This window comes from Phycicoccus ginsengisoli (assembly GCF_054779295.1).
In genome coordinates, this window is the sequence record NZ_BAAGYN010000014.1 from 15,510 (window position 1) to 32,121 (window position 16,612).

Annotated in this window: 19 protein-coding genes; 10 read left to right on the forward strand and 9 right to left on the reverse strand. The window is 72.7% G+C overall.

Features of this window, described 5'->3' with window-relative positions:
* The first annotated feature begins 25 nt into the window (after window positions 1-25).
* A complete protein-coding gene (locus ACYVDO_RS18515) occupies window positions 26-412 on the forward strand; it encodes an SET domain-containing protein-lysine N-methyltransferase (protein WP_460938651.1) in 387 nt (128 codons plus the stop codon).
* Here ACYVDO_RS18515 and ACYVDO_RS18520 read toward each other — a convergent pair.
* Entirely contained in the window at window positions 409-1,662 is a 1,254-nt protein-coding gene (locus ACYVDO_RS18520) for an MFS transporter (protein ID WP_460938653.1), read from the reverse strand. The genes ACYVDO_RS18515 and ACYVDO_RS18520 overlap by 4 nt on opposite strands.
* A gap of 358 nt (window positions 1,663-2,020) precedes the next feature.
* Here ACYVDO_RS18520 and rpsB point away from each other — a divergent pair, with 358 nt between their 5' ends.
* The 4 genes from rpsB (at window position 2,021) to ACYVDO_RS18540 (ending at window position 4,773) form a co-directional block, all read left to right on the forward strand.
* Window positions 2,021-3,013 carry a 30S ribosomal protein S2 gene (gene rpsB / locus ACYVDO_RS18525; protein ID WP_460938655.1) on the forward strand — a complete coding sequence of 331 codons (993 nt, stop codon included), beginning with the start codon at window positions 2,021-2,023 and terminating at the stop codon, window positions 3,011-3,013.
* A gap of 53 nt (window positions 3,014-3,066) precedes the next feature.
* A complete protein-coding gene (tsf, locus tag ACYVDO_RS18530; protein WP_460938657.1) occupies window positions 3,067-3,894 on the forward strand; it encodes a translation elongation factor Ts in 828 nt (275 codons plus the stop codon).
* 168 nt (window positions 3,895-4,062) lie between these two features.
* Window positions 4,063-4,515, forward strand: a complete 453-nt coding sequence (locus tag ACYVDO_RS18535) for a hypothetical protein (protein WP_460938659.1) — start codon at window positions 4,063-4,065, stop codon at window positions 4,513-4,515.
* A 66-nt stretch (window positions 4,516-4,581) separates the two neighbouring features.
* The gene (locus ACYVDO_RS18540; protein WP_460938661.1) at window positions 4,582-4,773 is read left to right on the forward strand and encodes a heme biosynthesis protein HemY; all 192 of its coding nucleotides are present in this window, start codon (window positions 4,582-4,584) and stop codon (window positions 4,771-4,773) included.
* 28 nt (window positions 4,774-4,801) lie between these two features.
* Here the strand turns inward: ACYVDO_RS18540 and ACYVDO_RS18545 are convergent, their stop codons facing one another.
* Window positions 4,802-5,296 carry a phosphoribosyltransferase gene (locus tag ACYVDO_RS18545; RefSeq protein ID WP_460938663.1) on the reverse strand — a complete coding sequence of 165 codons (495 nt, stop codon included), beginning with the start codon at window positions 5,294-5,296 and terminating at the stop codon, window positions 4,802-4,804.
* A 17-nt stretch (window positions 5,297-5,313) separates the two neighbouring features.
* The gene (locus ACYVDO_RS18550; RefSeq protein WP_460938665.1) at window positions 5,314-7,275 is read right to left on the reverse strand and encodes a M13 family metallopeptidase; all 1,962 of its coding nucleotides are present in this window, start codon (window positions 7,273-7,275) and stop codon (window positions 5,314-5,316) included.
* Between the two features lie 193 nt (window positions 7,276-7,468).
* Between ACYVDO_RS18550 and pyrH the strand changes: the two genes are divergently transcribed.
* From pyrH to rlmN, 4 genes are all read left to right on the forward strand, one after another.
* On the forward strand, window positions 7,469-8,221 hold the full coding sequence (gene pyrH / locus ACYVDO_RS18555) for a UMP kinase (RefSeq protein ID WP_460938667.1): 753 nt from the start codon (window positions 7,469-7,471) through the stop codon (window positions 8,219-8,221).
* A gap of 79 nt (window positions 8,222-8,300) precedes the next feature.
* On the forward strand, window positions 8,301-8,858 hold the full coding sequence (gene frr, locus ACYVDO_RS18560; RefSeq protein WP_460938669.1) for a ribosome recycling factor: 558 nt from the start codon (window positions 8,301-8,303) through the stop codon (window positions 8,856-8,858).
* Between the two features lie 30 nt (window positions 8,859-8,888).
* Complete coding sequence (locus tag ACYVDO_RS18565; RefSeq protein WP_460938671.1) at window positions 8,889-9,803, forward strand: phosphatidate cytidylyltransferase; 915 nt, start codon at window positions 8,889-8,891, stop codon at window positions 9,801-9,803.
* Window positions 9,800-11,005 (forward strand): dual-specificity RNA methyltransferase RlmN, encoded by a 1,206-nt coding sequence (gene rlmN / locus ACYVDO_RS18570; RefSeq protein WP_460938673.1) that lies wholly within the window; start codon window positions 9,800-9,802, stop codon window positions 11,003-11,005. Before ACYVDO_RS18565 ends, rlmN begins: the two co-directional genes overlap by 4 nt.
* Window positions 11,006-11,012: 7 nt before the next feature.
* Here the strand turns inward: rlmN and ACYVDO_RS18575 are convergent, their stop codons facing one another.
* The 3 genes from ACYVDO_RS18575 to ACYVDO_RS18585 are packed head-to-tail and all read right to left on the reverse strand — an operon-like array spanning window position 11,013 to window position 12,563.
* Window positions 11,013-11,465 (reverse strand): hypothetical protein, encoded by a 453-nt coding sequence (locus ACYVDO_RS18575; protein ID WP_460938675.1) that lies wholly within the window; start codon window positions 11,463-11,465, stop codon window positions 11,013-11,015.
* Window positions 11,462-12,214: a WXG100 family type VII secretion target gene (locus ACYVDO_RS18580; RefSeq protein ID WP_460938677.1), complete on the reverse strand. Its 753-nt coding sequence runs from the start codon at window positions 12,212-12,214 to the stop codon at window positions 11,462-11,464. Before ACYVDO_RS18580 ends, ACYVDO_RS18575 begins: the two co-directional genes overlap by 4 nt.
* A 1-nt stretch (window position 12,215) precedes the next feature.
* Window positions 12,216-12,563, reverse strand: coding sequence for a hypothetical protein (locus tag ACYVDO_RS18585; protein WP_460938679.1), 348 nt, complete (start codon window positions 12,561-12,563; stop codon window positions 12,216-12,218).
* 160 nt (window positions 12,564-12,723) lie between these two features.
* Between ACYVDO_RS18585 and purU the strand changes: the two genes are divergently transcribed.
* Complete coding sequence (gene purU, locus ACYVDO_RS18590) at window positions 12,724-13,611, forward strand: formyltetrahydrofolate deformylase (protein WP_460938681.1); 888 nt, start codon at window positions 12,724-12,726, stop codon at window positions 13,609-13,611.
* A gap of 36 nt (window positions 13,612-13,647) precedes the next feature.
* Here the strand turns inward: purU and ACYVDO_RS18595 are convergent, their stop codons facing one another.
* Genes ACYVDO_RS18595 through ACYVDO_RS18605 form a run of 3 tightly spaced genes read right to left on the reverse strand, consistent with a single transcriptional unit; the run spans window position 13,648 to window position 16,604 of the window.
* The gene (locus tag ACYVDO_RS18595) at window positions 13,648-14,751 is read right to left on the reverse strand and encodes an LOG family protein (RefSeq protein WP_460938683.1); all 1,104 of its coding nucleotides are present in this window, start codon (window positions 14,749-14,751) and stop codon (window positions 13,648-13,650) included.
* Between the two features lie 23 nt (window positions 14,752-14,774).
* On the reverse strand, window positions 14,775-15,164 hold the full coding sequence (locus ACYVDO_RS18600) for a pyridoxamine 5'-phosphate oxidase family protein (RefSeq protein ID WP_460938685.1): 390 nt from the start codon (window positions 15,162-15,164) through the stop codon (window positions 14,775-14,777).
* Between the two features lie 15 nt (window positions 15,165-15,179).
* Window positions 15,180-16,604, reverse strand: coding sequence for an NAD(P)/FAD-dependent oxidoreductase (locus ACYVDO_RS18605; protein WP_460938687.1), 1,425 nt, complete (start codon window positions 16,602-16,604; stop codon window positions 15,180-15,182).
* Window positions 16,605-16,612 lie beyond the last annotated feature (8 nt).

Here is a 16,612-nt window from a genome sequence, read left to right on the forward strand (position 1 = left end):
GGTCCCGGAACCGTACGCTCGCCCCATGCCCGTCGAGCGTCGTACCTCCGACATCGCCGGCCGCGGCCTGTTCGCCACGGCGCCGTTGGCGGCGGGCGCCGCCGTCGAGGCAGAGGCCGCGCTGCTCAACCACTCCTGCGACCCCACCCTCGCCTGGTCAGGGGGCGTCCTCGTCGCGTTCCGCGACGTCGCGGCGGGGGAGGAGCTCACCGTCGACTACGCGACGACCACCACGGACCCCGGCATGCTCGTGCGGTGCCACTGCGAGACCTACCGGTGCCGCCAGATGGTCACCGGCGAGGACTGGCGCATCCCCGAGCTCCAGCGCCGGTATGCCGGGCACCTCGCCCCCGAGGTCCAGGCCGCCGTCGACAGGGAGGCCGGGCGGTGGAGCTGCGGGCGGGGCAGCTAGGCCGCCTCGGCGTGGGCGATGTGGTCGAGCTGCCGCCAGACCACGAGCAGGGTGAGGCCGGCGCCGGCGAAGGCGAACCAGAACGGTGCGGCCGCCCCGAACCGGTGGGCGATCTGCCCGCCGAGGAACTGGCCCACGAGCAGGCCGACGATCAGCCCGACCCAGTAGACGCTGCCGACCCGGCCCTGCAGCTCGTTCGGGGTGGCCCGCTGGCGCACCGCCGAGGACAGCGACCCCCACACGAACGCGTACCCGCCGAACACCACCATGACGGCCATCGCGACCCACGGCACCGTCGTCAGCGCCAGCGCCAGGTGGGTCAGCACCTCCAGCGACAGGCAGATCCGCATCAGGCGGGCGAGCGGCACCCGGCGCTCGAGCCGGTCGTAGAACAGCACGGAGGTCACGCCCCCGATCGCGCTGCAGGTCGTGAGCAGGCCGAACCCGACCGCCCCCACGTGCAGCCGCTCCTGGGCCCAGTAGACGAGCACCCCCCACGGGGCGCCCCAGGTGACGTTGAAGATGAAGATGACGAGCGTGAGCGTGCGGATCGACGCGTTGCCCGCGATCCACCGCAGGCCGTCGAGGATGTCGTGGCCGACGTGCTGCTCGGGGCGCTCGACGTCGCCCTCCCGGCCGGGCAGCCGGACCTTGGCGAACAGCGCGGCGGCCAGGAGCAGGGCCGCTCCCTGCACGCCGAACGGGACGGCCGACCCGAGCGCGAACAGGCTCGCCCCGACGGCCGGTCCCACGAACTGGTTGGCCACGAGGAACCCCGACATCTGCCGGGCGTTGCCGATCCCGAGGTCGGCCTTCGGCACGATCATCGGCAGGACGGCCCGCCAGCCGGTGTCGGCGAAGAGCTCGGCCACCCCCACCGCGAAGAGGGTCCCGAGCAGCAGCCCGATCGACACGGTCCCGGTGACGATGGTGACCACCAGCACCGCCAGGACGAGGACCCGCACGAGGTTGGCCGCGAGCACGAGCCGGCGGCGGTCGACCCGGTCGGCGACGGCGCCGGCGTACAGGCCGAACAGCAGGGTGGGCACGTTCTGGACCATCGCGGCGGCGGCGATGAGCGTGGGGTCGCGGGTGAGGGAGGCGACCAGCAGGGGGCCGGCGGCCAGGGCGATCCCGTCGCCGAGCTGGCCCACCCACGACGAGGCGAGGTTCCAGCGGAACGCGGTGCCCATGCGGGCCGGGACCGCCCACTCCGTGGCGCGGTCGAGCAGGCGGGGCAGGGCGGTCACAAGGACGCGACCCTACCCGCGCGACCCCGCCTCCCTCGCCCCATTTTTCCCACTTGTTGCCACCTCGTGGTCAGCCGGCGCCGCGGTCGCCGTCCCGGTGACCACCACGTGGCAACAAGTGGGGGAGTCGTGGTCCGGGCACGCGATTTCCTGCCCGGGGCGGGCAGGCCGTACGATGGACCCACGACCGGTGTGAGCCGGTCGAATTCGCGCGTCTTCCCACTTGTGACGAGGTCTCCTCCGATCAGGGGCGCACCACGGCAGTCCGGTGAGTATGCCGGCGGGGTGCGTGCAGGCGCCAGGCAGGCGGCCTTCCGGTCGCCGACGCAACTGACAACGACACAAGGGAGAACACGGCATGGCCGTCGTCACCATGCGCCAGCTCCTCGAGAGCGGCGTCCACTTCGGGCACCAGACCCGTCGCTGGAACCCCAAGATGAAGCGCTTCATCATGACCGAGCGCAACGGCATCTACATCATCGACCTGCAGCAGTCGCTGACGTACATCAACAACGCCTACGAGTTCGTCAAGGAGACCGTCGCGCACGGTGGCTCGATCCTGTTCGTCGGCACCAAGAAGCAGGCGCAGGAGCCGATCGCGGAGCAGGCGACCCGCGTCGGCATGCCGTACGTCAACCACCGCTGGCTCGGTGGCATGCTCACCAACTTCCAGACGATCTCCAAGCGGCTGACCCGCCTCAAGGAGCTCGAGGAGATCAACTTCGACGACGTGGCCGGCTCGGGCCGCACGAAGAAGGAGCTCCTCATCCTCAAGCGGGAGAAGGACAAGCTCGAGAAGACCCTCGGCGGCATCCGCGACATGGCCAAGGTCCCCTCGGCCGTGTGGATCGTGGACACCAAGAAGGAGCACCTGGCCGTCGACGAGGCCCGCAAGCTCGGCCTGCCGGTCATCGCGATCCTCGACACCAACTGCGACCCCGACGAGGTCGACTACAAGATCCCCGGCAACGACGACGCCATCCGCTCGGTCACCCTGCTGACCCGCGTGATCGCCGACGCCGTCGCCGACGGCCTCATCTCCCGCAGCCAGGGTGGCAAGTCCGCCGCGGCCGAGGGCGACGGCAACGTCGGTGGCGACGAGCCTCTGGCCGAGTGGGAGCGCGAGCTGCTCGGTGGCGACGCCGCACAGACCGCCGAGACGGTCGCCCCCGAGGCCGGCGAGACCGCCGCGGCCGACGCGCCGGATGCTGCTGCCGAGGCACCTGCGACCGAGGCCGCCCCCGAGGCGCCCGCGACCGAGGCTGCCGCCGAGGCGCCGGCGACCGAGGCTCCCGTCGCCGAGGCCGCTGCAGCGGAGGCCCCCCCGGCCGACGCCGACGCGAACGCCTGAGCCGGCTCCGTCCACCGTCCGCACTCCTGACAGAGAAGAGCTGAGACACATCCATGGCGAACTACACCGCCGCTGACATCAAGGCCCTGCGCGAGTCCACCGGCGCCGGCATGCTCGACGTCAAGAAGGCGCTCGACGAGGCCGACGGCGACCGTGCCAAGGCCACCGAGATCCTGCGCGTGAAGGGCCTCAAGGGCGTCACCAAGCGCGAGGGCCGCACCACCTCCAACGGCCTGGTCGCTGCCCAGGCCTCCGGTGGCACGGGCACCCTCGTCGAGGTCCTCTGCGAGACCGACTTCGTCGCCAAGGGCGAGAAGTTCATCGCCCTCGCCGACCAGGTCCTCGCCCAGGCCGTCGCCTCCGGCGCGGCCGACGCCGACGCCCTGCTCAAGAGCAGCCTGGAGGACGGCTCGACCGTCCAGGACCTGCTCGACGGCGCCAACGCCACCATCGGCGAGAAGATCGAGGTCAAGCGGGTCGCCCGCGTCGAGGCCCCGGTCGTCGTGTCCTACCTGCACAAGACCAGCCCCGACCTGCCCGCGCAGATCGGCGTCCTGGTCGGTGGCGACGGTGACGAGGCCGTCGTCCGCGACGTCGCGATGCACATCGCCGCGTTCAGCCCCACCGTGCTGACCCGCGACGAGGTCGACGCCGAGACGGTCGAGAACGAGCGTCGCGTCGCCGAGGCCACCGCGAAGGAGGAGGGCAAGCCCGAGGCCGCCCTCCCGAAGATCGTCGAGGGCCGCGTCAACGGCTTCTTCAAGGAGAACGTCCTGCTCGAGCAGGCGTTCGCCAAGGACGCCAAGAAGACCGTCGCCAAGGTGCTCGAGGAGGCCGGCGCGTCCGTGTCGTCCTTCGTGCGCTACCGCGTCGGCAGCTGACGCCACAGGCACATCCCAGCGGGGCCCCTCACCGTCCGCGGTGAGGGGCCCCGCTGCGTGGATGCCGTGACGGCGCCCCGCGATACCCGGGACCTCCGGCCCTTCGCCGGCGCCTCCGACCGGCCACGCTGGAGGGTGACCTCGGCAAGCGGCCGGGAGGAGACCACGATGGACACGCGGACAGCAGCACGCAGTGCAGCACGGACGGCAGCAGCGGCCCTCGTGGTGGCGGGGACGGTGGGGCTCGGCACGGCCGGGAGTGCGTCGGCGGAGCCCACCACCTGGCTCCCGGACGCCCTGCTCTTCTGCGGAGACGTCAGGGTGGCCCCGGACCAGTGGGTGGCCCTGCCCCCGTCGGACACCCTGTGGATCACGCAGGGGCCGCTCACGGGCCACTACGTCATCCTCGGCGACACGCACTACCGCGCGCCCGGCTACCTCACGGCACCGCCGCCGTCCTACGCGGGGCTGGAGGTCCTCGGCACCCGGACGCGGGGCGCCAAGCAGGGGCTCACCGGTGCCACGAGGACGTGCGACTTCGTCTCGCGGTGGGGGCAGCCGGACGCGCCGGGCACGTTCTCGGTGGTCGGACCGATCACCATCGCGCGCGTGCCGGGCTGACCCACGCCGACGCCCACGGGTCCAGCGCAGGGCTGCCCTGCACACGGCATACGGCATACTGCGGTCATGGGGAAGCGTGCACGCACCGCGGCGCCCGCGCCGGCGCCCAGGCGTCGGGAGCTGCCGGACTTCACGAAGCTGCCCGAGCGGGTGCCCCCGGAGGCGCTGGTGACCACCCAGCCCGTGGAGGCCCCGCCGGACCCGGAGGGCGGCCGCGACACGGAGACGGACTTCATGCTGCGGTACGCCGGGTTCTGACTCGGCTGACTCAGCTGACTCGGGCGACTCAGGCGTCGAGGACCGCGTCCGCGTCCTGGGTCACCGGCGGCCTGTCGCTCCACGGGAAGTTGATCCAGCGGTCGGTGCGGCGCCAGACGTAGTCACACCTCACGACCGAGTGGGGCTTCTCGTAGATCACCGCCGTGCGCACCTCGCCGACCTTGCCCGCGCAGAACTCCTGCACCGACCGGAGCGTGTGCCCCGTGTCGGCCACGTCGTCGGCGATGAGGACCCGGGCGTCGTGCAGGTCGACGAAGTCGGGCGCCGGCGGCAGGATGCGCGGCACCTCGAGCCGCTCGTCGACGCCGGTGTAGAACTCGACGTTCATCGTGTAGGTGTTCTTCACCCCGAGGGCGTAGCCGAGGCCGCCCCCGATGAGGAGCCCGCCACGGGCGATGGACAGGACCATGTCGGGCCGGTAGTCCGCGGCGACCGCCGTCGCCAGCTCGCGGACCGCCGTCCCGAACAGGTCCCAGGTGAGGATCTCGCGCTCCTCGCTCATGGATCCGCTCCCGCCTCTCAGAAGATGTGGACGCGGTCCTGCGGCGCCAGCCACATGCCGTCGCCCTCGGTGACGCCGAACGCCTCGTGGAACTCGTCGCAGTTGCGCACGGCGTTCGCGCGGACCTCGGTCGGCGAGTGCGGGTCGATGGCGAGCAGCCGCTTGGCCTCCTCCGGGCGCGCCTTGCCCGACCAGACCTGCGCCCAGCCGAGGAAGAAGCGCTGCGGCCCCGTGTACCCGTCGAGCTCCGGCACCTCCCGACCCTCCGTGGCGATGCGGTATGCCGCGTAGCCGATCGCGAGGCCGCCCAGGTCGCCGATGTTCTCGCCGACGGTCAGGGCGCCGTTGACCTTCTCGTCCGGCGCGGCGAGGGGGGACAGCTCGCTGAACTGGGCGATGAGCGCCTGGGTGCGCTCGTCGAACCGGGCGCGGTCCTCCTCGGTCCACCAGTCGCGCAGGGCGCCCTTGGCGTCGTAGCGCGAGCCCTGGTCGTCGAAGCCGTGGCCGATCTCGTGGCCGATCACGGCTCCGATGCCGCCGTAGTTGACCGCGTCGTCGGCCTCCAGGTCGAAGAACGGGGGCTGGAGGATCCCGGCCGGGAAGACGATCTCGTTCATGAGCGGGTGGTAGTAGGCGTTGACCGTCTGCGGCAGCATCAGCCACTCGTCGCGGTCGACCGGGCCGCCGAGCTTGTCCAGCTGGCGCTGGAACTCGAACTCCGCGGCCCGGCGCACGTTGCCGAACAGGTCGTCGTCGATGACCAGCGAGGAGTAGTCCCGCCAGCGGTCGGGGTAGCCGACCTTGGGCGTGAAGGAGGCGAGCTTCTCCAGCGCCTGCGCCCGCGTCTCCGGGCCCATCCAGTCCAGGCCCTCGAACGAGCGCCGGAACGCCTCGACGAGGTTGCCGACGAGCTCGAGCATCCGCTCCTTGGCCGATGGCGGGAAGAACTCCTCGGCATACAGCTGTCCCACGGCCTCGCCGATCGCGCCCTCGACCAAGGAGACGCCGCGCTTCCACCGCTCGCGGTTCTGCGGCAGCCCGGAGACGACCCGGCCGGTGAAGTCGAACTCGGCGTCGACCCACTCCTTGCTCAGCAGCGGAGCGGCCCAGCGCAGCAGGTGGAAGCTTTGCCACCAGGCCCAGTGGTCGATCAGCTCCTCGTCGAGCAGGACCGAGACGCCCTCGAGGAAGCTGGGCTCGCCGACGATGACGTCCTCGACCGCGTCCCGCGCCTTGAGCCCGCGGGCCCAGTCGACCCACATGACGCCGGGGGCGAGGTCCTCGAGGTCGTAGAAGTTGTAGGGGTTGTACGTCTTGACCGCGTCGCGGGTGGCCACGTTGTCCCAGTGGTGCCCCGCGATCTTGGTCTCCAGCGCCACCACCGCGGCGGCAGGGGAGCCCGCGCCGGTCGAGCCGTCGCCGATGCCGGCCATCGACAGGAGCCTGGCGACGAACGGCAGGTACGCCTCGCGGACCGCCGCGTGCCGCTCCTCGCGGTAGTAGGACTCGTCCGGGAGCCCCAGGCCGCCCTGGCCGAGGTAGACGATGTACTCGTCGGGGTTCTTCGCGTCCGGGGCGACGCCCAGGTTGAGCAGCCCGGGCACCCCGAGGCGCTGCAGGCGGCCCATCGTGAGGAAGAGCTCGTCGGTGCCGGTGGTCTTCCCGATCTCCTCGAGGTGCTTGCGGACCGGCTCGAGGCCGAGCTCCTCGGCCCGGGCCTCGTCCATGAACGAGTTGTAGAGGTCGCCGACCTTGCGGGTGGCGGAGCCGGGCTCGGCCGTGGTGTCGGCCGCCGCGCGCTCGATGAGGCGGCGCACCCGCTCGTCGGACTGCTCGCGCAGCAGGTCGAAGGTGCCGTACCGGCCGCGGTCGCCGGGGATCTCCGTCTGGGCGACCCACGTGCCGTTGGCGTGCCGGAACAGGTCGTCCTGGGGACGGACGGACTCGTCGCGGTGACCGGGCAGGATTCCAGACCTCATCCAGGGGCTCCTTCGCAGGTGGGTGGGCTGCCACTCTGCCAGACACCCCGGTCGGCCGCGGGCCGCCGGGCGTGGTCGGCCCGCGCCGCGGGGGCGGGCGCCGAGCCCGTGCTGCCCGGTCCGCGCTGTTCGGCTGGGGCCCCCTGGGTGTGGAATCATGCGGTGACCGCCCGACGACTCCGAAGGAGCTGCCGTGACAGCTGCGCCCGAGCACACGATCCCCGCCGCGCACACCGGGCACTCCCGCCGGGTGCTCCTGAAGCTCTCGGGTGAGGTGTTCGGAGGCGGCAAGATCGGGCTGTCCCCCGACGTCGTGCGGACCGTCGCCCGCCAGATCGCCCAGTCGGTCCGCGAGGGCATCGAGGTGGCGGTCGTCGTCGGCGGTGGCAACTTCTTCCGTGGGGCCGAGCTCCAGCAACAGGGCCTGGACCGCACCCGGGCCGACTACATGGGCATGCTCGGCACGGTGATGAACTGCCTGGCCCTGCAGGACTTCCTCGAGAAGGAGGGCATCGAGACCCGGGTCCAGACCGCGATCACGATGGGCCAGGTCGCCGAGCCGTACATCCCGCGCCGGGCGATCCGCCACCTCGAGAAGGGCCGGGTCGTCATCTTCGGGGCCGGGGCCGGGATGCCCTACTTCTCCACCGACACCGTCTCGGCCCAGCGCGCGCTGGAGATCAAGTGCGACGCCGTGCTCATGAGCAAGAACGGCGTCGACGGGGTCTACGACTCCGACCCCCGGACGAACCCCGACGCCCGCAAGTACGACGAGATCACCTACGAGGAGGCCCTCCAGCGGGGGCTGCGCGTCGTCGACGCCGCCGCCTTCAGCCTCTGCATGGACAACAAGCTGCCCATGGTGGTCTTCGGCATGGAGGGGGAGGGCAACGTCGTGCGGGCCCTGCGTGGTGAGAGGATCGGAACGCTGGTCACCCCCGGGTGACGTGCCGAGCCCGCCACCCGGCATACCGACCACATCCCGGCGCCGCCCACCAGGCCGGCGCCCGACAAGGAGCAGGACCATGATCGAGGAAACCCTTCTCGAGGCCGAGGAGAAGATGGAGAAGGCCGTCGAGGTCGCCAAGGAGGACTTCGCCGGCATCCGCACCGGGCGGGCCACCCCGGGCATGTTCAACAAGCTCACGGTCGACTACTACGGCTCCCCGACGCCGTTGCAGCAGCTGGCGTCGTTCCAGACCCCCGAGGCGCGCACCATCCTCATCTCGCCGTTCGACAAGTCGGCGATGCACGAGATCGAGAAGACCCTGCGCGACTCCGACCTCGGGGTGAACCCCAGCAACGACGGCAACGTCATCCGCTGCGTGCTGCCCCAGCTCACCGAGGAGCGGCGCAGGGACTACATCAAGCTGGCTCGCCACAAGGGCGAGGAGGCCAAGGTCTCCATCCGCAACATCCGCCGCAAGGCCAAGGACGAGCTGGACAAGCTGGTCAAGGACGGCGAGGTGGGCGAGGACGACGGCACGCGTGGCGAGAAGGAGCTCGACGCCACGACCAAGAAGTACGTCGACACCGTCGACGAGCTGCTCAAGGGCAAGGAGGCCGAGCTCCTCGAGGTCTGAGGCAGCTCACCGCCTGACGTGGAGCCCACCATGACCACCCCCGACTCCCGCAGCGCCCGCCGCGACGCGGGTGGGGGAGCCGACCCCGCGCAGCCGCCGGAGCCGCGTCGCCGTTCGGCGTCCGAGGCGTCGGCGTCCCCCTCGCGGGCAGGCCGCAACCTGCCCGCGGCGATCGGGGTCGGGGTCAGCCTGGGTGCGGTGGTCATCGCCTCGCTGGTCTTCCGCAAGGAGCTGATGCTCGTCGTGGTGGCCGCGGCCGTGGCGGTGGGTGTGTGGGAGCTGCGCCGGGCGCTGACCCGGGCGGCGATCCACGTGCCGCTCGTCCCGAGCCTGGTCGGTGCCGTGAGCATGGTGCTCTCTGCGTACGTCGGCGGGGGACAGGCGCTCGTCGTCACCCTGGGCCTCACCTGCGTCGGCATCCTGCTGTGGCGGGTCGCCGACGGGGTGCAGGGTGCGGTGCGCGACATCGCGGGCGGCTTCCTCGTCGCCGTCTACCCGGGCTTCCTCGCCGGGTTCGCCTCGCTCCTGCTCGCCGCCGACAAGGGCGCGCAGCGGGTCGTCGTGTTCATCCTCGTGACGGTGCTCAGCGACGTCGGCGGGTATGCATTCGGTGTGCTCTTCGGGCGCCACCCCATGGCGCCGTCGGTGAGCCCCAAGAAGTCGTGGGAGGGCTTCGCCGGCTCGGTCCTCACCTGTGTGGTCGGCGGCGCGGTGGCCGTCGTCCTCCTGCTCGACGGGCCCTGGTGGGCTGGAGCGGCCCTGGGCGCCTCCGCCGCCGTGGCGGCCACCGTCGGCGACCTCACCGAGTCCACCCTGAAGAGAGACCTCGGCATCAAGGACATGAGCAACATCCTCCCCGGCCACGGCGGCATCATGGACCGCCTGGACAGCCTCCTGCTGGTCGCGCCCCTGGCCTGGGCCCTGCTCGTGGTGGCGGTCCCGTGAGCACCGACCTTCCCGAGCCGACCACCGGGAGGCCGCGTCCGGGCCAGCTGACCTTCGCGGCGCCCCGGCGCGGCAAGCCGCCGCGACACCTGGCCGACCTGACCCCTGCCGAGCGCAAGGAGGCGGTCGAGGCCCTCGGCCACAAGGGCTTCCGCGCCAAGCAGCTGTCCACCCACTACTTCGAGCGGCTGGTCGAGTCGCCCGAGGAGATGACCGACCTGCCCAAGGCGATCCGCGACGACCTGGTCCGCGACCTGCTCCCGCCGCTGCTCACCCCGCACGTCCAGCGCACTGCCGACGACGGCGCGACGATCAAGTCGGCCTGGCGGCTGCACGACGGCGCCATCGTCGAGTCGGTGCTGATGCGCTACCCCCGCCGGGTCACCATCTGCATCTCCAGCCAGGCGGGCTGCGGCATGAACTGCCCGTTCTGCGCCACGGGGCAGGCCGGCCTCACCCGCAACCTGTCGGCCGCCGAGATCGTCGAGCAGGTCGTGTATGCCGCGCGGCAGCTGCGCCGCGGCGACCTGGCTCCCAGCGTCGGCAGCTCCGAGGGGGCCGAGCTGGGCGACGAGGACGGGCCGGCCGAGGTCGCCGGCCCCACCCGGATCTCGAACGTCGTGTTCATGGGCATGGGGGAGGCGCTGGCCAACTACAAGGCCGCGATCGGCGCGATCCGCCGCATGACCGACCCTGCACCGGACGGTCTGGGCATGTCGGCCCGCGGGATCACGATGTCGACGGTCGGACTCGTGCCGGCCATCGACAAGCTGGCCGGTGAGGGCATCCCCGTCACGCTGGCCCTGTCGCTGCACGCCCCCGACGACGAGCTGCGCGACGAGCTCGTGCCCATCAACACCCGCTGGAAGGTCGACGAGGCGATCGACGCCGCCCACCGCTACTACCAGGCGACCGGCCGCCGGGTGAGCATCGAGTACGCCCTGATCCGCGACATCAACGACCAGGCGTGGCGCGCCGACCTGCTCGGCGAGAAGCTCGCCGCGCGCGGCCGCGGCTGGGTGCACGTCAACCCGATCCCGCTCAACCCGACCCCCGGGTCGAAGTGGACGGCCTCCCGGCCGGGGGTGGAGCAGCAGTTCGTCGAGCGGCTGCGCGCCCACGGGGTGCCGACGACGATCCGCGACACCCGTGGCCAGGACATCGACGGCGCCTGCGGCCAGCTCGCGGCGGCGACCGCCTAGACCGGCCTCACCAGGTCCCGGCCGGTCCTCGACCGCCCTGGTCCTCGCCGTCCCGGCTCTGGCCGTCCCGGGTCTGGCCGTCACGGGCCGCGGGGTCGACGGGGTCGCCGGCGGTTCGGTCGTCCGGCACGGGCAGGTTCCCGTGCAGCCCCTGCTCGGCATACGCCTCGCGCTCGGTCTCGGGCAACCGCTGCCAGTGCTCGAGACCCGACTCCACGAGGGGCTCGAGGAACGACTGGAAGTCGCTGCTGACCGCGAGCTCGCGGAGCGAGGCGCGCCCGGCGACGACCTCGCGCATCCGCCGCTGAAGCGCGGGGTCTTCGGTCACCTCGGCGAGTCGGCGCAGGTTCTCCCGCACGAGCCGGTCGAGGGCGGGGTTGGCCGCGCCGGCGTGGGGAAGCACGGGGGGTCGCAGCTCGTCCGCCGGGCTGCCACCGCTTCCCACGTCGTCGGTGCTCATCCGTCCACCAGGTTGTTGATGTAGCCCTGGGAGGCGATCTGCACCACCTGGGTCGACTTGACCAGGCCCAGTGTCGCCGGGAAGACGGCCATGATGCCGTCGGCCAGCTGGAAGGCGGTCTCCATCGCCCCGATCGCGTCGTTGACGAGCGAGATGGCGAAGGTGACCCCGGCCCCGACGCCGGCCGCTCCGAGGAGCCCGCCGATCCCGGTCCAGCTGCCGGCGGCCGCCGCGGCCAGGGCGATGCAGATGCCGATGAGCGCGTCCATGAGGGACTCGACGATGTTCTCGACGGCGGTGTAGCAGTGGCGGATGCCGAAGGCCGTCGTGTCGCAGTCGTCGGCGAGGGACTGCAGGTTGTCCTCCATCGTGGCGAGCTGGGCGGTGAGGCCGGCGAAGTAGACCTCCATCGCCTGGGCCGCCTCGCCGGTCCAGCTCTCCCGGGCGACGGTGACCTGGGCGTTGAGGCCGGTGGCCAGCGAGCCGCAGAAGTCGCCGAGGTTCCTGGCCGCGGCGGCGCACTTCGCCACCTCGTCCCAGTTGCCGGCGAGCTTGTCGGCCCAGTAGGCGGGGATGTCCTCGCCGCTCACGAGCTCGAACGCCTTCCAGCCGAAGTGGCCGAGCGAGGGGATCCGGCCGACGAAGCCGGTGATCGCGTCCCACTCCTCGCCGATCGGCTGGGAGGGGTACGGGGTGATGAGGTTCGAGGCGGGGTAGCCTCCGCCGCCTCCGTCCGGGACCGCCTTCATCTCAGTGGCTCCAGTACGCGCGGTCGAGCCGGACGGCGGCGTCGTGGTCGAGGTGCTCGTAGAGCTTCGCGGCCTGCTTGAGGCCGGTCCCGGAGGCGCCCACGACCCGCTCGAGGTCGGCGAAGAACTGCGACAGGGCGCCGTCGAGGTCGTAGATCCAGCCGATGAAGCTCGTCATCACCGCACCGCCGCTGCCTTGGAGCTGCAGGTTGCCCGCGGCGTACGAACGCGCCTCCCCGCACTGGGTCCCGTAGTCGACCAGGGCCGACCCCATGGCCCGGACCGCTCCGGGCTCCACCCGGAAGCGCTCCGAGTGCCCGCCCCCGCCATGCCCCTCGGTGGTGCGCATGCCCTGCTCCTCCCCTGCGTGCTCCCTGCCTGTGCCTGGGGGGAACCCTCGCACCACCCACGACCTGCGGCAATGGGGAGGCCTCCCCGCGCATCGACGCGGGGGCAGGCCCGTGGACCGGCAACCCGGCCGGTGGGGACGCGGCCCTACGCTGTGGCGCGTGCACAGCCAGCCGGTCCCGCTCGGCCCCCCGCCCGGGCGCGAGTTCGTCCTCACGGTCTCCTGCCCCGACCAGCGCGGCATCGTCCACGCGGTGACCGGGGTGGCGCTCGAGCTGGCGATGACCATCGTCGACAGCCAGCAGTTCGCCGACGCGTCGTCGGGGGAGTTCCACCTGCGGATGCACCTGGCCCGGGAGGGCGACCCCGTCGACGTGGCCGAGGTGGAGGCAGCCGTGGCACCGCTCGCGGAGAGGTTCGCGATGGCGGTCGCCGTGCACGACCTCGCCCGCAGGCCGCGGGTGCTGGTGCTGGTGAGCCGGCAGGGGCACTGCCTCAACGACCTGCTCTTCCGGGTCCGGACCGGCTCGCTGCCGATCGAGGTGCCGGCGGTCGTGTCGAACCACGAGGACTTCCGCGAGCTCGCCGCGTGGCACGGGGTGCCCTTCCACCACGTCCCCGTCACGGCGGCGACGAAGCCGGCCGCCGAGGACGAGCTGCGCCGGCTGGTGCGCGAGCACGACGCCGACACGATCGCCCTGGCGCGCTACATGCAGGTGCTCTCGCCGCAGCTGTGCGCGGACCTCCCGGGCCGCATCATCAACATCCACCACTCGTTGCTGCCCAGCTTCAAGGGCGCCAGGCCCTACACCCAGGCCCACGACCGCGGGGTCAAGGTGATCGGTGCGACCGCCCACTACGTCACGGAGGACCTCGACGAGGGGCCGATCATCGAGCAGGACTTCCGGCGGGTGGACCACCGGATGACGCCGGCCGAGCTCGCGTCGGTCGGGCAGGAGCTCGAGGCGATGGCGTTCGCCCGCGCCCTGCGCTGGCACGCCGAGCACCGGGTGGTGCTGCGCGGCCGCCGCACCATCGTCTTCGACTGACGACGACAGCGCGAGGATCGCAGCGAGCGCCGGGAGTCAGGCGCCGACGCCCTGGAGGATGACGGCGGCGGCCTCCTCGACCGTGTCGACGAGGTGGACGGCGCCGGCGAGCCCGCGGTCTCGCCCGAGCGCCCGGATGGCGTCCCAGACCGGCACCGTCTCGGTCCAGTGGTCGCGCCCGACCAGCACCAGCCGCGGCAACGGGGTCTTCCCGGTCGCGTAGTACAGCGGTGTCACCGCCTGGAACACCTCCTGCACGGTGCCCGCCGCCCCCTCGAGCACCACGAGCCCCGCCGTGCACCGGGCGAGCAGGCCGTCCTCGCGGATGGCGTTGGAGAAGTACTTCGCGATCGCGTCGCAGAACACGTTGGGCGGCTCGTGACCGTAGAACCAGGTGGGGATGCCGATGCTGCCAGGAGTCGTCCGGACGGGCAGACCCGCGCGCACCTGCATCGCCAGCCTCGCCCAGTCGGTGACCGACGGCCGGAAGCGAGGGACGGCGGCGAGCCGGTCGAGCGCGCCGTCCAGGGCGGCGTCGTCGGCGACGAGGGCGCCCAGGTTCGCCGCCTCCATCGCGCCGGGTCCGCCGCCGGTGGCGACCATGAGGCCGGCGCCCGCCAGTGCGTGGGCGAGGGCCGCAGCACGGGCGTACGCGGGGGCGCCCCGCGGGAGGGCGTGCCCGCCCATGACCCCGACGACGGGCCGGCCGGCGGTGAACTCGGTGAGCGCGTCGGTGACGGAGTCGTCGTGGATCGCGCGCAGCAGGGTGACGAAGGCGTCGTGCCGCACCGCCCCGCGCCGCGTCCACCGGTAGGCCCGGGCGTCCGGCGTGGCGTCGTAGCCGTGGTCCTCCAGCCCGGCATACAGCTCGTCCGGACTGTAGAGCCGGGAGCGGTACGGGTCGACGGGTGCCTTCGGGTCGGTGGGGAAGACGAGGGCGTGGTGCTGGCCGAGGTGGGCGCTGAGCGCGGGTGACAGCCGCCCGCCGAGGACGACGAGGCCTCCGACGTCCGTGCGGGCCAGGAGCCGCTCCTCGTATGCCGTGAGGTCGAGGTCCTGCAGGCGCAGCCCGGACAGGGGTGCGCCGGAGTCGAGGGCGGACTCGAGGTCGGTGAGTGTCTCGATCTCCTCGGAGTCCATGGGCCGACTCTAGGACCGGGCGCTCACAGGTTGCCCAGGACGCGGTCCACGGCGATCTCCACGACGACGCGAGCCGGGTTCTCCCGCGGGGTCCGGTACCGCCCGGCATACCGGCGCACGGCGTCCTGGACCGCCTCGGGGTCGGTGCGGACCGTGGCCACGCCCTCGAGGGCGAGCCAGTGGCGGCCGTCGACCTGGCAGACGACGGCCCGGCCGCCGAGGGCGGCGTTGCGCGCCTTGCGGCTCTCGCCGCTGGTGATGACGCGCACGAGCCGCTGCTCGCCGTCCCAGGTGAAGCCCACGGGCACGACGTGCGGCGAGCCATCGGGCCGCAGCGTGGTCAGGGTCGCGAGGTGCCGGGCGGTGAGGAAGTCGAGCGCGGCGGGGGACAGGGCTGCGGGGTCGAGGGCCACGGCGGCCAGTCTGTCCTAGTGCCCCGTGAGGGCGGTCAGCGCCCGGCCCAGGCGGGCCGGCCGGCCGGTGCGCGCCTCCTCGGCGTCGGCGGCGGAGGCCAGCCGCAGGCCGGCGTTGACCCCCAGCCAGCGCAGCGGCTCGGGCTCCCAGCGGCGGCTGCGGTGGCCGACCCAGGGCAGCTCGGTGAGGGGGGTCCGCCGCCCGAGCACCAGGTCGGTGAGGGTGCGACCGGCCAGGTTGGTCGCGGCCACGCCGTCGCCGACGTAGCCACCGGCCCAGCCGAGCCCGGTGCGGGGGTCGTACCCGACCGACGGGTGCCAGTCGCGGGCGATCCCGAGCGGGCCGCCCCAGGCATGCGTGAACCGGACGCCCTCGAGCTGCGGCAGCATCGAGGTGAGGGTGGCGCGGAGGTCGGCGAACACGCGCTCCTCGTGGTCGTACCCGGGCCGGATGCGCGAGCCGAAGTGGTACGGCGCGCCCCTGCCGCCGAACGCGATCCGGTCGTCGACGGTCCGCTGCCCGTAGACGATGACGTGCCGGTGGTCGCTGAAGACCTCGTGGCCGGCGAGGCCGATGGAGTCCCACGCGTCCGGGCCGAGCGGCTCGGTCGCGACCATGAGCGAGTAGACCGGGGCCACCACCCGTCGGTGACGCGGCAGTCGCGCGGTCCAGGCCTCGGTGGCCCGGATGACGTGGCGTGCGGTGACGGTGCGGCCGTCGTCGAGCACCACGCGGCCGGGGAACAGCTCGGACACCCTGCAGTGCTCGACGATGCGGGCGCCGCGGGCCACCACGGCACGCGCGAGCCCGTCGACGAGGCGTCGCGGGTGCACCCGGGCGCAGTGCGGGTTGTGGGTCGCACCGTGGACGTCGGAGGCGTCCAACCGCTCGCGCGCCTCGCCGGCCCCGAGCCACCGGGTCCCGGTACCCCAGGCCTCGGAGTGCGCGACCTCGGCCCGGGCACGCTCGGCCTGCGCGGTGGACCTGGCCAGCGCCAGGGTGCCGCCCTTGCGGAAACCGCACTCGACGCCGACGGATTCCGTCGCCCGCCCGACCTCGTCCACGGTGTCGCGCAGGGCGGCGAGCATCGCGGACGCAGCGGTCCGTCCGGACCGCCGGGCGAGGGTGTCCGGGGACACCGGCCACAGGGACGACACCCACCCGCCGTTGCGCCCGCTCGCGCCGAAGCCGACGTGCTCCGCCTCGAGCACGAGGACGTCGAGGGCAGGCTCCGCCGCGAGCAGGTAGAACGCGGTCCACAGACCGGTGAAGCCCCCGCCCACGATGACGACGTCCGCGGCGGCCGGCACCTCGGCCGAGGAGGCGCCCCGACCCTCCGGCGAGTCGGCGGCCCCGGCCGGCCCCGTCGCGGACGACGGAACCGGCTGCGCGGCATACGGGTCCGGGGTGGCGGTCGCCCACCACAGGGGTTCGGTCACGGTCGTGA